This window comes from Silvanigrella sp. (assembly GCF_044369315.1).
In the GTDB taxonomy this organism is placed as follows: domain Bacteria; phylum Bdellovibrionota_B; class Oligoflexia; order Silvanigrellales; family Silvanigrellaceae; genus Silvanigrella.
In genome coordinates, this window is the sequence record NZ_JBIPMD010000058.1 from 1 (window position 1) to 15,741 (window position 15,741).

Below are 15,741 nucleotides of genomic sequence, written 5' to 3' on the forward strand. Positions count from 1 at the left end.
TGTGAAAGATTTAATCCCTCAAAAAAATGTCTCACCCGAAATCCGATCAAATATTGCCCAACTTGCGATTTGGACAAGGAAATTTTCGGGACCTTTACACCGCGCACAAAATACAAGTTTACAAAAAATCACGGCATCCGAACACGGCCAACTCATATTATCATTATATAAACCGGGCGATGATAGAAGCACGGTTTTGTTAAGTATGAAAAAAGGGGAAAGCGGAATCTCCACAACCCATTTAAAGCCTTTACCACTAAAACAACCAAATTCAATCGTTCAAATTGCAAGGAAGTATATTCATGGAAGAAAAATAATTTCATCTTACGCTTCCATGTCTCCCATTTGTATTATTTTAGAATTTGGGGAACCAAATAAACAACTCGAAAATTATAATGAAATTTTAGAGGGTCCAAATACACTCATTTTAGACTTAGATGCCAAACCTCCAAGAATCATTCTTGCAAAAAAGTACGATAAAATTCCAACTCGTTACATTACAGATTGTGGAAATCATTTTTCTCAAGGAGAACCTTTTTTTGAAAGTTGGTGTGAATGGAGTGAAGATAATACCAAAACAAAAAAAAGAGCTTGTTTTTTTTATCCTATAATATCCTATTGTCCAATGCCTCAGCCAGAAGAAAATATAGAGAAAAAAATAGCGGAACCTATTTCAATTATTAAAACAGATAAAATAGTCCAAACAAGTTCTATAACGACGATAACTTCTGCTTTAGAAATTTTACCAACACATATTCGTCGATCTGCTCGGACAAAGTTGCAATTTTTAGCAAGAAGAATTACAAAACAAAAAATTGATTTACCTGATAATAATGAAATATCCAGATTACAAAAACAAAGTGAAGGATTAAAAACCAATTTGTATTTATGGCCTGCTCATTCTTTAATTTGGTATGTTCCTCGACAATTCATAGAAGAATTTGGAATGCCTGCTTTTTATTCATTAAAAAAGCATGAAAAACCTGGCGATATTCTAAATAAAGTTCATCATGAAATTGACATTTTAAAAAGACGGAAACAAGAATTAACGGTTAGAATTGCTGAGAGTATTCAAGCTGAAATTGATTTTCAAAAGTTAATATCAGATAGCGCGGATGAATTAAAGTTTTTTATTGATAAATACACAAATGAAAATTTTCATATGCAAAAAGACTCTAGTAAATTTTCTAAATACGTCTTAGATTTGATATTAGAAAAAGAAGAACTTCCTTCCGTTTCAAAACTATGTAGAACACTAGATATTTCTTTAACTGAAGGAAAACAGGAAAAGAAAATTCGAGATGAAAAAGAGGGGCGACTCCCTTTTCGAATTTATTTTGCATCAACTGGCGAATTCATTCGTGTTTCAAAATCTGCTGAAGATGGTGATAAAATGATTAAAATGATGCCTTCAAATCATACCTGGCTTCATGTTCTTACAGGTGAAGGAAGTCACGTTTGGCTAGAAAAACCAAAAGGTGGAAAAAAAGCTTCACAACAAGCAGTCAGAGAAGCTTCTATTTTAGCAGTACATCATTCAAAACATAGCCGCGCACAAAGTGCCGAAATTCAAGTTGCCACTAGAGGCGATATTGAAAAAAGAAAAAACCTTGCACCTGGTAAAGTTCTTGTCCGTAGATGCGAAACAATGCTAATAAAATATGAAAATTCTGAACTTCAAAAATTAACGGCAGGTACACAGTGAATCATAATGATAAAGAGCATTTTCAATTACAAATGCAAAACTTTAAAGTTGCCATCGTTCATGATTGGATGTTTTCACGCAGAGGTGGAGAACGTGTATTAGAACAAATTTTAAATCTTTTTCCTCAAGCTGATTTTTATTATTTATTTGGAAAACCAAAAGAAGTTTTAAAGTTAAAACATACGCATAAATTTTTTCCTTCTTTTCTATCTAAATTTCCATTCATTGAAAAGTTTTACAAGTTACTTTTACCCATGTTACCCATTGCTGCAGAAAGTTTTGATTTATCAAATTATGACCTTATTATTTCTAGCAGCAGTTGTGTTGCAAAAGGGATTATTCCACCTCCACTCGCTATTCATATTTCCTATATTCATAGTCCTATGCGCTATGCATGGGATCAAGAACATCGTTACTTTAACAAAAAACCAACATTTTCGCGACCACTGGAATTATTAAGAAGATTTTTTTTAAATCGCCTGCGCATTTGGGATGTAACATCTGCCGTTCGGATTGATAAAATGCTTGCAAATAGCAATTTTGTAGCAAGAAGATGTTCATTATACTATGGGAAAAATCCTGAAGTTGTTTATCCTCCAATAAATATTAAATTTTTTAACATAGCCAATCAAAAAGAAGTTTATTCATCTCAAAAAAGAAAAGTTTTGTTATTTGGCGCTTGGACGCCTTACAAAAAAATGTATGAAAGCCTTAAAATATTATTAGAAAATGGAATTCCAGTGATTGCGGCTGGTCAAGGCTCTGAATTATTAAAAGCACAAAAAGAATTTTCTAAAAAAGTTACTTTTTATATTAATCCAAAAGACGATGAAATTCCGAATATTTATTCACAAGCCCACACCCTTTTATTTCCGGCAATTGAAGATTTTGGGATTGTCCCTTTAGAAGCGACAGCTGCTGGTTTATGGGTTGTTGCCCCAAATAAGGGAGGAACTAAAGAAACTGTTATTAATAACGTAACAGGTTTTACATTTGATGAATCTTCAAAAGAATCAATGCTTAGTGCTGTACAATTATCATTAAAAAGAGAAATTACTTTAACCGATAAAAATAATATGTTCTCACAAGTAGAGAAATTTTCAGAAGAAATATTTCAAAAGAAATTTACAAAAACTGTTTTAGAATCAATTCAAAACGCAAAAGGATTTTAGATAATGATTCTTAGTAGACACGCTGAAAAGTTAAATATTTACAGAGCAATTATTGATTTATTAATTATTGCTATTTCATGGGTTTTAGCATTTATCATACGATTTAATTTTGAAATTGTAGCATTAACAAAAGGACAAGACACGCTTTTAAATTATTTAAGGCTATTACCTTTATTGTTATTAAGCTATTTTTTTATTTTTTTAATCATGGGAATGTATAAAAAGAGTCTTGTTAAAAAAAGAATTTGGGAAGAAAATTTTCAATTAGCCAAAAATCATACCATTTCTTTTTTTATTTTTGTTACTCTTTCTTTTTTTATATATGAACATCGTTATTCAAGAGTAACTTTATTTATTTTTTTCTTTTTAATCCCAATAATGCTTCCTCTTGGCAGAAGCATTATTCGAAAATGGAACCGATTTTATTTAAAATTTAAAAACTCAAAAAAGAAAGTTATTATTTTAGGAACAGGCCCAAGTTCAGAAAAACTCATAAAAATAATTAACGCGAGATCAGACTGGAATCTACAACTGATTTCCTGTCACTCCTTTTCTGAAATTAGCATTGTCGACAAATATTTAAAAACAGGAGCAGTCGATCTTGTTTTTATTGTTCCTAGTGCTAGCGAAACAATTCAGGTAAATGAAATATATAAACATTTAGATAAAAATCTTTCCGATATATTTTTAATTCCTTATTTAGGCGAAAAAATATTCTTTGAACCTACACCTATTCAATTTGAAGGGATAACTGCCCTAGCTTTAAATTCATCTGGTTTAGAAAGCTATGGATTATTCCTAAAAAGATTATTCGATATTGTTTTTTCTCTTACATTTATTTTAGTTTTTTCTCCTGTTTATTTAATTTGTGCATTGTTAGTTCGTATCAGTAGCCCTGGCCCTATTTTTTTTAAACAGGAACGTATGGGTCTCGATGGTAAAAAATTTTATTGCATTAAATATCGAGGAATGTATGTAAATGCTGAAGAAAAAAGCGGTCCTGTCTGGGCAAAATCAAATGACGATAGAACAACACCAATTGGAAAATGGCTAAGAAAAACAAGTCTTGATGAAATTCCTCAGTTCTTTAATGTATTAAAAGGCGAAATGAGTGTCGTAGGACCTAGACCAGAGCGACCTGTATTTGTAGATAACTTTAAAGATCAAATACCTGGCTATATGCTTCGACATAAAGTGAAAGCTGGAATTACGGGTTGGGCTCAAATAAACGGCTGGAGAGGAAATACTTCTCTTGAAAAAAGAATTGAATGTGATCTTTGGTATATTCAAAATTGGAATATTTGGCTTGATTTCAAAATAGTAATGCTCACACCTGCAAAAGGGCTTATTCACCCAAATGCTTATTAAGTAACTTTCTTGGTAACAAAGTCAATTTCTGATAAACTCATTTTTAAACCACTTTTGTTATTTAAGCGCATTTGGAGATAAAAATGAACTCAACATCAGCGCCAAAAAGCCCAACAGCGCCTTCCCCTTCTTCTAAAAAATTATTTCAAATTGTAGCATCACCAGATGGAATGGAAGCCTATATTCCTGGCAAAACTCCAATAGAACCAGATGTTGGGAAATTAAATTTCGATCAACTATGCGCCTATCTTTTAAAATTAGGATATGCAATAAAACCAACTCAAAAAGTATGTGATGAGTTAATAAAATGCGCCAATTCCAATACCCGACATTTTGAAACAAATTTTATTATTTTAAAAGGTACACCGTATACCCCAGCAAAACCAGCAACAATCAAGTGGCTTAATCCCCCAACAATACCAAAAGATCTTGTTAGACCAGGTATTCCTTTTGGTATCATTAAACAAGCAACAGATACGGCACTTGCTAAAACAATTTACGGACAAGAATTACCCAATTTAAATCCTGTAGGAGCCGAAAAGGTAGAGGAAAAAAAAGTCATCACGACCCACACCGACTTTACTGTGGATAAAAATGGTGAAATTAAAGGTGCTAAAGGTGGACAAGCAGTTATTCAAAGCGATGGCAAAATTGATTTTGTTGATTTTTATACGGTAAAAGATGTACGCCCCGATCAATATCATAAAGTTGATTTTCCATGCAATGTTATTGTTAAATGCGAACTTCAAGGAAATCTGAATTGGAATGTGGAAGCCGATTTGACTGTTGAACAGTTTTGGACTGCAGCAGGAATTCAAGTAAAAGGAAATGTGATTGCAAAAAGTGGTATCCAGTTAAACAATGCAAGTGATGAAAATAAAGCCATTCGTATTCAAGGAAATTTAGAAGCAATTTTTATTCAATCAAGTTGTTTTATTGTTGAGGGTAACATAAAAGTAGAAAAGGCAATTCTAGCTTCCAGGCTTGTCACCAACGGAAATTTAGAATGTATAGGAGACCCCGGCAAAATTACGGGTTCCGAACTTATTATGAATAAAGGAACTATACATGCTAAAAATATTGGCAGTGAAAAAGAAAAACCGACTTATGTTAAATACCTTTCCGAAGAAAGTGCTAAAAATTCTAAAGTAGATGCCCTTTCTGAAGGAACCCGTATTCAAATTCGCAAGTCGAATATTATTATTAAGTTTACACAACCATGGCCCCCTCCTACATCATAGGTACAGTTAAATAAATGCAAAAGAATAGAAATAGACAAAAATCATTTCATAAAACAAACCATACACAAAATAACCAAAAAAAATTTGATAAAGAAACAATCGAAACTTTTACCTTAGCAACAGATGGAAGAGCAATCGGTAGAAGCGAAGATAATGTTGTTGTTTTTGTCAAAAATATGCTTCCAAACGAAAAAGCAAAAGTTGAAATTATTTCAAAAAAATCGAACTATAAAAATGCTTTTTTATATAAGCTTGAAACATTTTCTCCCCATCGCGTAGAGCCTCCTTGTATTTATGATTCTCAATGTGGAGGTTGTCAGTTACAACATATTTCTCAAAATATGCAAACAGAATATAAGACAATGTGGTTTTTTGAAACATTAAAAAGAATTGGAAAATGGAATGAAACTTTTATAAAAGAATCCGAAAAAATGATCTCTATAGTTTTTTTAAAACGTGAACATTATCGCAGAAGGGTTCGTTTTCATTTTGATGGAAAAAACCTTGGTTTTAAACAAAACAGTTCTAATAATGTAACAAATATTGAAAAATGTTTGATAACATCTGAAAAAATAAATCAAAAAATTAATTTTATAAAAAATAATTTAATTAAATCTTTTAAAGATTCACAAGAAAAGTATTTTGAATGCGAGATTGAAGTAACAGAAAGCGATGACGATAAAATTATTCTTCTTGTTGCAAATTTAACTCTAGAAAACTCAAAAAACAAAGATAATATATTAAAAATAATTGAAAAAAATCTTGAAATAAACAATGAGCAATCTATTCATTTAAAACATCCTGAATTGCCAAGATTTAAATTAAAAAAACAAAGTTTTGTTCAACCTCACATTGATTGCATAAAGTATTATTATGAACACATCAAAGAAAACATCGATCAATTTCTTGATAAATATCCTAATAAATTAACAAAAATTACAGCTTGGGATTTATATTCGGGAGCAGGAGTATTTACTTCAATTCCTTATTTTTCTGCCAAAAGGCATCAAGTCGAAATAGACTGTATTGGAGTTGAAGGAATTAAAGAAGCAATTGACTCCTTAAATTATAATCATAAAAACTATCCTATAAAAGGTGTTGTTCAAGATGTAGAACTTTTTATTGAAAACCAGTTTCAAAATAAAATCACAAATCCAAACGAATTCACAGGAGCATCGATCATTATTCTCGATCCACCTAGATCAGGATGCGGTATTGCTACTATGCAAAAAATTGTTGAGATTTGTAGTAAAAAAGCTCTCGTTCTTTATCTTGCATGTGATCCTGCTAGTTTTGCTCGTGATACGAGAGTATTACTTGAAGGTGGCTTTAAAATTAAGAATTTAAGTTTATTTGATTCTTTTGGCCATACCATTCACTACGAAGTTTTAGGATGCTTTGAGAAAAGCGTTTAAATGCGGAAATATAAAAATGAAAAATTCACTAAAACAAATTTTTATTTGTTCTTCTTGCGGCTCCATTCATCCTAAATGGTTGGGCAAATGTCCTGATTGTGAAGCCTGGAATTCCATACACGAAGAAACCGTAACAAAATCACAAAACACCCAATATCACCATGGAAGCAAAGCCGAGGTTTTTCCTTTACCCAAAATTCAAGAAAAAGAAGAAAGAAGAGTTTTTTGTGGCGTTCCCGAACTCGATCGGGTTTTAGGAGGCGGCCTCGTCATTGGAAGCCTTGTCTTATTAAGCGGTGATCCCGGAATTGGAAAATCGACTCTTCTTTTGCAGGCATTAAATGGTTTAGCTCAAAGAGGATATAAAGTTCTTTATGCAAGTGGTGAAGAAAGTTGTACTCAAATAAAATTAAGAGCAGAACGACTTGGTTCTCTTCACATGAATATATTAGTTACAAATGAAACCAACATCCACGCTATTCTTGAAGCCGCAAAACAAACAAAGCCACATGTTCTCGTCGTAGATTCCATACAAACGGTTTACAATCCAGAATTGCCAGGAAGCCCAGGAAACGTAAGTCAAATAAGGGAATGTGCAAATTTAATCATGCAAACCGCAAAAGGACAAAATATATCCACATTTGTCATAGGGCACGTGACAAAAGATGGCGCCATTGCAGGACCCAAAGTTCTCGAGCATTTAGTTGATACCGTTATGCATCTTGAAGGAGATAGTTCAAGTGGATATCGTATTTTAAGAGCCCATAAAAATCGCTTCGGATCCACTGGTGAAATCGGTGTTTTTGCGATGCAAGGGCATGGATTAATCGATATCCCAAACCCAAGCGCCGTTTTTTTAGACGAAAATAAAAAAGAATGTGAAGGGGCCGCTATTTCTGTAAGCATGGAAGGAACCAGACCCATCCTCATTGAAGTTCAAGTATTGGTTGGGAAAACCTCTTTTGCCTCGCCACGAAGACTTGCAACGGGATTTGATACCAATCGTTTTACAATATTATTAGCTGTTCTTGAAAAACGAGCGGGTTTATACCTATCTAATTTAGATATTTACGCTAATGTAACAGGCGGATTTAAAATTTACGAAACCGCAATCGATCTCGCAACAGCAGCCGCTGTTGCATCGAGTTTATTTAACAAAGCATTACCATCAAAAACAGCTTATTTTGGTGAAGTCAGTTTATCAGGAGAAGTCCGCATGGTGAATCATGCTTTAGCCCGAATTCAAGAAGCACAAAAATTAGGTTTTGAAAAAATATATGTTCCCTTAAGAAATTATCAAATGGAAAAAGAGCATATTATAAAATTATTAGACAAATCAGAACGGCCCTTTTTTATAATTCCAGTTGAAACTGTTAATGACGTTGTACGATTTGATTATTAATTCTAATTATTTTTTCATAAAAAAAATAACAATATATGAATATTTAAATTTAATAAAAAACTTATAATTCATTATCATTTCAGGCATTTAATTAAATAAAGTCAATTTTTTGAAAACAAATCAAAATATTTATTAAAAATTTGAATATATTTAAATCCGGAGAAAATAAAAATTTTTTCAATTTAAAAATTTTTATTTTTTATAATTCTCTTTATTAATTATTAAAAAGGAATTTGATATGGACAGAAGAAAAATTTTGAAATCCGCAATGTATGGACCTTTGTTATATGGTCTAACTAAATTTGATTTTTTTAATGCAAATGCAAATGATTTTTCTAAACAGAACATTATTACAGGAATTTGTAACGAAACAAAACCAAATTTTATTGATAATATTAAATGTTTTGAAAAATATATAAACTATCGCCACGACGTAATTCAGTACTTTTCTATGTTTGATTATAGAAAAGATCCAGACATGGTTGTTCCTTTTTTTACAACAATTCCTACTACAATTTGGAATTTAGGCAAAATTCCACTCATTACTTGGTATCCTTCAACTAGTACTGTTGAACCCACTCCAAAAGATATTTGCAAAAGAATTTATACTGGAATGTTTGATAACTACTTAGAACGCTGTTGTACGGCGATATTAAATTATTTATCAAATACAACTCCAAATCTTATATTTGGAAAACCTAAAATTCTCATTCGTTTTGCGCATGAAATGAATATTCATTATAGACTTTATTCAAACCCAAATGATTTCAAAAAAATGTGGTGTTATGTTTTTAAATTTTTTAGAGAAAGAGGATTAAATAAAGATCGTGTTCTTTTTATTTTTTCACCTAATAGTATTGATTTAAATACAAGACCTTTTGAAGAATATTTCCCTGGAGATGAATTTATTGATTGGAATGGAGTCGATGGATATAATTGGGGAGGCAAAAGCGCTTGGGTTTCATTTGCAGATATTTTTGAACCCGCCATGAAAAGAATAAGAAGAATCTCTAGAAAACCTTTATCCATATGTGAGTTTGGCACAACAGCAAAAACAGATAAAGGAGAAGACAATATAAGGAAACACAATTGGATAAAAGATGCTTTTAAATGGATTGAAAAACAAGAAAATTTAAAAAAATACAATTTAAAAATGGCGGTTTACTTTAATATTAATAAAATTAACGACATTGACACTGGAATTTATCCTGATGAAATTTGTAATGTAGTTAATTTAAATTCTAATGAAATTAATAAAATGGAAAGACTCAAAGATATTTACTTTAAAAACTTGGGTTTTTCTAATTTTAATAGAAAACTACCAGAAAACTTTTTTTATGAAGAGTGCAATTTAGAATCCATAATAAAATGATTTAATTATAACTTGGGTTATCTTTGCTAAAGAACCCAAGATTTCTCATTTTAACAAACTAGTACATTACACTAATTGAATTTATTATTGCAATCCCTATAGGCTTAATGAGGAAACACAAACGAATGTAATTGTTATTTCTAAGATACTTAGCTTTGCCACGATAAATTTACTTATCTATTTTCTTCCGTAATACTTTGTAAATTATAGACATAAAGAGGAATTTGAAATAGCTTGGCTCTTATTGCACTCTTGATAGCCTGCTGTAAGTAGGCTTATCTAGGAGAAAGCTCATTATTTTATATAACTTCTTCTTTTGGTGAACAATGACGACTGCACATGATCCTTTTAAAAAAGAAATCTCTGACCTCATACATCATGAACTTTTGGGGATGAGCAAAGAATTAAATCTTGAGTTCAGCTTAAAAGGAATAGACATTTATAACATGCTCACAGTTCCCCCTGATTTTTCATTTGGTCAAGCTGCTTTGCCTTGTTTTCCATTTGCAAAAAATTTTAAACAAGCTCCAAATAAAATTGCCCTAGAATTATCTGATAAATTAAACCAAAAAAACAAAAAATTTATATTAAAAATAGATTGTATCAATGCCTATTTAAATTTTCATTGTAACTTTAATAATTTAGCTCAAAATTTAGATAAAGACATTTCATCAAGAGAATACTTTTCTCGCAATCTACTAGAAAATAATGAAAAAGATAAAATAGTTGTAGAATATTCTCAGCCAAATACCCATAAAGCCATGCACGTCGGACATTTACGTTGTCTTGTTTTAGGAGATGCCGTCTCAAATTTACTAGATTATGCTGGAAATAAAGTAGTTCGTGCCACATTTCCAGGAGATTTAGGAACACACGTTGCAAAAATTATTTGGTATTTAACTCACCCAAGCGAAAAAGAATTGCCAACAAAAGACAAAACGCGCTGGCTTGGTCAAATGTATGCGGAAGCGGATGACGCCTTTAAAGCAACTAAAGGAACAGAACAAGAAACAGAAGTTAAAAATCATATTTCTGAAATTTTAAAACAGTTGAATAATTCTTCTGGAAAATATTATGATCTTTGGAAGGAAACTAGGGAATGGAGCCTTGAAGAACTCAGAAATGTTTACAAGTGGTTAAATTCTTATTTTGATGTTTGGTATTTTGAAAGTGAGTGTGAAGCTTCTTCTAAAGCTATTGTAAAAAAGAAATATGAAGAAGGATTTTTTGTTAAAGACAACGGAGCTATTGGCCTTGATTTAAGCCAATGGAAACTCGGTTTTGCTATGCTTTTAAAGTCCGATGGAAATGGCTTATACCTTACAAAAGATATTGATTTAATCATGCGCAAATTTTCAGACCCAGAGGTAACAAGATCAATTATTGTTGTTGATTCCAGACAAAAATTACACTTTCAACAGTTATTTAAAATTGCAGAACTCATGGGTTACCCTCAAGCCTCAAAATCTGTTCATTTATCATACGAAACAGTAAATACGGAAGAAGGAAAACCATTTAGCTCCCGTCAATTAAATGGTCTCCAACTTTTGGATCTTAAAAACAAAATGGAAGAAAAGGTAACAGGAGATTATTTAGAACGTTACAGAGGCCAATGGAGCGATCAAGATATAGAGACAACAGCGAGAAATATTACAATTGGGGCACTTAAATATGGAATGCTTCGGGTAGATAACAACACTCAAATTAATTTTTCACTTGAAGAATGGCTCCGATTAGATGGAGAAACAGGACCTTATTTACAATATGTTCATGCACGTTGTTCAAGTATATTAGAAAAAATTGGGGCCCCATCTCAGCAATTTACTTTTGAGATTTCAGATAAAAATGAACAAGAACTTGTATTTTTATTATCACGATTTAATGATTTTGCTTTACAAGCTGCAATCCAAAATAGGCCCTCATTAATTGCAAATTATCTTTATGATCTTGCAAAAAGTTTTAATCGATTTTATGAAAATTGCCCAATTAAAAGTACAGAGGGTGATATTAAAAACACACGTTTAACTTTAGTAAACGTAACTAAAACTATGATTTTTGAAGGATTAAAATTACTTGGTATTCCATCCCCACTAAAAATGTAATTCATTTTTATGAATTATTTTGACATTGTCATTTAACAAAATCTAAATTAAAATTATTATAGTAAAAATAATTATAGGGTTTTTTTAAATGAAGTTATATTCTAAAACATTTATTACCTTATTTTTTCTATTTCATTCTTATTATGCATATTCTTCAAATACGATTCGTGTTTGTACCGAACAAAGTCCACCCTACTTAGAATCCAATCGCGAAACAGGTGAAGTTAATGGTATAGATATTGATATCTTTATTTCCATTTTTAATAAGCTTGGAATTGAATACACTATTGAAGAAATGCCTTGGGCACGCTGTGAATTATCTATGGAAGCTGGGGTTGTCGATATAGGAATTAAAGTATCAAAAAATCCGGATAGAGAAAAATTTCTTTATTATCCTGAAAATTGGGTTTGGGAAACAGTATTTGTTTTATTTACAAATAATGAAATTAAAAAGAAATATAAAATTGAAAGTTATGATGATATTAAGAAATATAAATTAGTAATCGGTGTCATTCATGAAAATTCTTACAATGCAGATTTTTGGAAAGCGTTTCCTTGGATCGATAAAGAGGCTCAAAAATACCATCCTCTTATAGAACCCTCAGTCAATGTAGAAAGTAATTTAAAAAAACTTTCTGCTAACCGAATTCAACTTTACCCTCAAGACAAATCAATTGGACTTTATACAGCTAAAAACTTATATTTATCAAATATAAGTTTTTATAATTTTGTCTTATTTAAAAAATATTATTATAATGTTTTTTCAAAAAAATCAAAATTTTCCAATGATAAATATCAAAATATCATCGAATTAATGAAAAACTATGATAAAGAGTTAATTAAGTTTAAAAAAACAAAAAAATATGAAAGTATTTTTAAAAAATATTTAAAAAACAATCTAAAATAAATAAACTCTAAGAGATAAATATGAAATTTTTTATTTACATTCCATTATTACTGATTCATTTAAATATTTTCTCTTTATCTACTTTTAAAATATGTTCTACCTATATCAATGGAGATATGGATACAGGAGAAGTTCAAGGAGGCATAGATATTGAAGTAATGGACGCCATATTTAAAAAATTAAATATCAAATATGAAATTAAATTGATGCCTTGGTCTAAATGTTTATTTGCGTTAAAAGAAGGTTTGTATGACTCTGCCCTTCAGGCTTCTAAAGATCCTGAAAGAGAAAAATTTTTAATTTTTCCTGAAAATTTTGTCTGGGAATCTGCTTTTGTTTTTCATACAAACAAAGATGTAAAAAAAGAATTTAAAATTAAAAATTTTGATGATGCTAAAAAAAAGAAGCTCATTGTTGGAGTAGCAAGAAATAATTCATACTATCCCGATTTTTGGAAAGCATATCCTTGGGTTGATAAAGAAAAAGAAATTTACCACCCACTTCTTGAAGTATCTTTTAATCACGAGACAAATCTTACTAAATTATCCGATAATAAAATACAACTTTATCCCATGGATAAAACAACTGGTATTTATATGGCCAAAAAATTAGGGTTAAAAAATATAACAAATTATAACTTCATTTTATTTAAAAAACCTTATTATCAAGTATTTTCAAAAATATCTAATTATTCGTCAAATAATTTCAAAAACATAGAAGAAGTTACTAAAATTTATGACATTGAATTAAAAAATCTGAAAAAAACAAAAAAATTTAGTGAAATATTTAAAAAAAATCTATAAATAATCGGAAAATTTTTTATGATGAAGTTATTTTATGTAAAATTTATTATAATTCTTCTTCTTTTTTAATTTAAAAAATTTATATGCATCTGAAATTTTAAGAATATGCTCAGGTGTTTCTCCTCCATATATAGAAGGAAATATGGAAACTGGAATTGCTACTGGTGGAATTGAAGTTGAAATAATTGATATGATTCTTAATAAATTAAATATCAAATATAAAATTGAAATCATTCCATGGGCTAAATGTGAATTTGTATTAAATGCAGGAACTTTTGATGCATCACTAAAGGTTTAAAAAAATCCAGAAAGAGAAAAATTTATTTTATACCCTAAAATTCCAATTTGGGAATCTAATTTTGTATTTTTTACAAATACAGAAACCAAAAAACTTTATAAAATTAAGAATTATGATGATGTCAAAAAATACAAATTAAAAATCGGAATTTCAAGAGGAAATACATATAATAAAGACTTTTGGAAATCATTCCCTTGGATTGATGAAGAAAATAAAAAATATCATCCTTTAATAGAAGTAAGTCACAATCACGAAACAAATATGAAAAAAATATCTGAAAATGTTATTAATTTATATCCGCAAGATAAATTCATTGGAATTCGTTCTGCAAAAAAATTGAAATATCAAAATATTACATATTATAATTTTACTTTATTTAAAAAAGATTATTATCAAGTTTTCTCAAAAAAATCGAAATTTAGCACAAACCAATATAAAAATATTAATAACGCATTAAATAATTATAATTCTGAATTAGATAAATTTAAAAATCTGAGGATTATAATAAGATATTTAATAAATATTTAAAATAAATCTTTTCATTTATATTTTTTTTTTATTAAGAATTCATAGAGGAGATCCTGCTATGAATGAAATCCTATTTTTAAAAGTCAATGAAGAAACTGAATTAAAATATTTAAGTTTAAATGATGCTTCTATCCTTTTTAATTTAATTGAAAAAAATAGAAGTTATCTGCGTCAATGGTTACCTTGGCTAGATCATAATAAAACAATTGAAGACAGTGTTAATTTTATTAAAAAGTGTATACATGGTTATCAAGTTAAAAATGAATTGTCTTTAGCCATTGCTTATAAAAATAATTTTTCAGGGATGCTCTCTTTTCATGAAATAGATAGTTCTTTAAAACTTGCAAAAATAGGATATTGGTTAGACCAAGATCTTCAAAAAAATGGAATTATTTATAATTCATGTAAACAATTCATTCAATACGGATTTGAAAACTTAAAATTGGAAAAAATTGAGATTTCTTGCGCAACAGAAAATATGCCAAGCAACGCTATTGCCAAAAAGCTTAAATTCAAATTTAACAAAATGAATCCTAAAAGCGAATGGAATTATGACCATTATAAAGATATTAATCTTTATTTAATGACCAAAGAAGATTGGCATAAATTAACAAGTTAATTGTTTTTATTTTTCTTTATCATTTACAAAGTATTTTTCTTCATAAATTTTTAAATTATTTGTTTTAGACCATTTTTTCACAAATTGATTAAATTCTTTTTTTAGCTTTTTCTCTTTTTTTCTAAATGCAGCAGATACTTTTTCTATATGAACTTTTTCAGGCAAAATGAAAATTTTAGATGAAATATTTTCAGGCATTGCATTTAAATAATGAATTTAAAATAAAACAGCATCTACTTTATTTGTTAATAATGCATTAATAGGCGCATCCAATCCATTGTACGTCATAATATTTAACTTTTCTCGCGCAGCATATAAAGCAGAACTTGTTCCTGCAGCCACTGAAATCACTTTGTTAGCTCTTATTAAATCATGAAGTGATTTATAATTTATATTATTATTATTATTTATATTTTGCATTGCTAAAACAAGTTCATTTTCATACACAATGTTTCCAAAACTAACAACTTTGAGTCTTTCTGGAGTAACAACGAGCCCAACAGAAATCATATCGCATTTAAATGAAACTAAAGAAGGAATGATACTTGCCCATTCGACATCAACAAAAACGGGGGTTTTATTTAAATAATCAGCAAAATCTTTCATAATGGGAACATCAAAACCGTCCCAGCCCCCATTTGTTAATTTAATTTTATAAGGGATATAACCACCAGAAACACATATTTTCAACTCTGGCTTTTTTTGATTATTATTTGAAGCATGAACATTCGAGACTAAAACAAATAAAGAAAGAAACAAGTAAGAAAAAAATTAGTCATAAAAATACTCCGTAATTTAAATCTTTTTAT

The 15,741-nt window shown here is 29.7% G+C and carries 15 protein-coding genes; 13 read left to right on the forward strand and 2 right to left on the reverse strand.

Annotated features, from left to right (window positions below):
* The 13 genes from ACIQ56_RS06850 to ACIQ56_RS06910 form a co-directional block, all read left to right on the forward strand.
* On the forward strand, positions 1-1,705 hold a 1,705-nt coding region (locus tag ACIQ56_RS06850; protein ID WP_397600323.1), incomplete at its 5' end, for a hypothetical protein.
* Positions 1,702-2,877, forward strand: coding sequence for a glycosyltransferase (locus ACIQ56_RS06855; RefSeq protein WP_397600324.1), 1,176 nt, complete (start codon positions 1,702-1,704; stop codon positions 2,875-2,877). The genes ACIQ56_RS06850 and ACIQ56_RS06855, both read left to right, overlap by 4 nt.
* A gap of 3 nt (positions 2,878-2,880) precedes the next feature.
* Positions 2,881-4,245, forward strand: coding sequence for an undecaprenyl-phosphate glucose phosphotransferase (locus tag ACIQ56_RS06860; RefSeq protein WP_397600325.1), 1,365 nt, complete (start codon positions 2,881-2,883; stop codon positions 4,243-4,245).
* A gap of 83 nt (positions 4,246-4,328) precedes the next feature.
* Positions 4,329-5,486, forward strand: coding sequence for a FapA family protein (locus ACIQ56_RS06865; RefSeq protein ID WP_397600326.1), 1,158 nt, complete (start codon positions 4,329-4,331; stop codon positions 5,484-5,486).
* Positions 5,487-5,500: 14 nt separating this feature from the next.
* Positions 5,501-6,901 (forward strand): class I SAM-dependent RNA methyltransferase, encoded by a 1,401-nt coding sequence (locus ACIQ56_RS06870; RefSeq protein ID WP_397600327.1) that lies wholly within the window; start codon positions 5,501-5,503, stop codon positions 6,899-6,901.
* Between the two features lie 16 nt (positions 6,902-6,917).
* Entirely contained in the window at positions 6,918-8,303 is a 1,386-nt protein-coding gene (gene radA / locus ACIQ56_RS06875) for a DNA repair protein RadA (protein ID WP_397600328.1), read from the forward strand.
* A 238-nt stretch (positions 8,304-8,541) separates the two neighbouring features.
* Positions 8,542-9,675 (forward strand): glycoside hydrolase family 26 protein, encoded by a 1,134-nt coding sequence (locus ACIQ56_RS06880; protein WP_397600329.1) that lies wholly within the window; start codon positions 8,542-8,544, stop codon positions 9,673-9,675.
* Between the two features lie 326 nt (positions 9,676-10,001).
* Entirely contained in the window at positions 10,002-11,777 is a 1,776-nt protein-coding gene (gene argS, locus ACIQ56_RS06885) for an arginine--tRNA ligase (protein WP_397600330.1), read from the forward strand.
* Positions 11,778-11,865: 88 nt separating this feature from the next.
* On the forward strand, positions 11,866-12,684 hold the full coding sequence (locus tag ACIQ56_RS06890) for a substrate-binding periplasmic protein (RefSeq protein ID WP_397600331.1): 819 nt from the start codon (positions 11,866-11,868) through the stop codon (positions 12,682-12,684).
* A gap of 20 nt (positions 12,685-12,704) precedes the next feature.
* Positions 12,705-13,487, forward strand: a complete 783-nt coding sequence (locus ACIQ56_RS06895; RefSeq protein WP_397600332.1) for a substrate-binding periplasmic protein — start codon at positions 12,705-12,707, stop codon at positions 13,485-13,487.
* A gap of 142 nt (positions 13,488-13,629) precedes the next feature.
* Entirely contained in the window at positions 13,630-13,785 is a 156-nt protein-coding gene (locus tag ACIQ56_RS06900) for a hypothetical protein (protein ID WP_397600333.1), read from the forward strand.
* A gap of 261 nt (positions 13,786-14,046) precedes the next feature.
* Entirely contained in the window at positions 14,047-14,313 is a 267-nt protein-coding gene (locus ACIQ56_RS06905) for a hypothetical protein (RefSeq protein ID WP_397600334.1), read from the forward strand.
* A gap of 58 nt (positions 14,314-14,371) precedes the next feature.
* Positions 14,372-14,932 carry a GNAT family N-acetyltransferase gene (locus ACIQ56_RS06910; protein WP_397600335.1) on the forward strand — a complete coding sequence of 187 codons (561 nt, stop codon included), beginning with the start codon at positions 14,372-14,374 and terminating at the stop codon, positions 14,930-14,932.
* 6 nt (positions 14,933-14,938) lie between these two features.
* Here ACIQ56_RS06910 and ACIQ56_RS06915 read toward each other — a convergent pair whose 3' ends face one another.
* Together ACIQ56_RS06915 and ACIQ56_RS06920 are read right to left on the reverse strand one after the other, a co-directional pair.
* Positions 14,939-15,130 (reverse strand): hypothetical protein, encoded by a 192-nt coding sequence (locus tag ACIQ56_RS06915; RefSeq protein ID WP_397600336.1) that lies wholly within the window; start codon positions 15,128-15,130, stop codon positions 14,939-14,941.
* Between the two features lie 18 nt (positions 15,131-15,148).
* A complete protein-coding gene (locus tag ACIQ56_RS06920; protein WP_397600337.1) occupies positions 15,149-15,691 on the reverse strand; it encodes a substrate-binding periplasmic protein in 543 nt (180 codons plus the stop codon).
* Positions 15,692-15,741: the final 50 nt, after the last annotated feature.

Coding starts and splice junctions, on each gene's coding strand:
- ACIQ56_RS06865 (WP_397600326.1), top strand. CDS start 4,329: ATGAACTCAACATCAGCGCCAAAAAGCCCAACAGCGCCTTCCCCTTCT.
- ACIQ56_RS06915 (WP_397600336.1), bottom strand. CDS start 15,130: ATGCCTGAAAATATTTCATCTAAAATTTTCATTTTGCCTGAAAAAGTT.
- ACIQ56_RS06860 (WP_397600325.1), top strand. CDS start 2,881: ATGATTCTTAGTAGACACGCTGAAAAGTTAAATATTTACAGAGCAATT.
- ACIQ56_RS06870 (WP_397600327.1), top strand. CDS start 5,501: ATGCAAAAGAATAGAAATAGACAAAAATCATTTCATAAAACAAACCAT.
- ACIQ56_RS06910 (WP_397600335.1), top strand. CDS start 14,372: ATGAATGAAATCCTATTTTTAAAAGTCAATGAAGAAACTGAATTAAAA.
- argS (WP_397600330.1), top strand. CDS start 10,002: ATGACGACTGCACATGATCCTTTTAAAAAAGAAATCTCTGACCTCATA.
- ACIQ56_RS06895 (WP_397600332.1), top strand. CDS start 12,705: ATGAAATTTTTTATTTACATTCCATTATTACTGATTCATTTAAATATT.
- ACIQ56_RS06900 (WP_397600333.1), top strand. CDS start 13,630: ATGGAAACTGGAATTGCTACTGGTGGAATTGAAGTTGAAATAATTGAT.
- ACIQ56_RS06880 (WP_397600329.1), top strand. CDS start 8,542: ATGGACAGAAGAAAAATTTTGAAATCCGCAATGTATGGACCTTTGTTA.
- ACIQ56_RS06905 (WP_397600334.1), top strand. CDS start 14,047: ATGAAAAAAATATCTGAAAATGTTATTAATTTATATCCGCAAGATAAA.
- ACIQ56_RS06890 (WP_397600331.1), top strand. CDS start 11,866: ATGAAGTTATATTCTAAAACATTTATTACCTTATTTTTTCTATTTCAT.
- radA (WP_397600328.1), top strand. CDS start 6,918: ATGAAAAATTCACTAAAACAAATTTTTATTTGTTCTTCTTGCGGCTCC.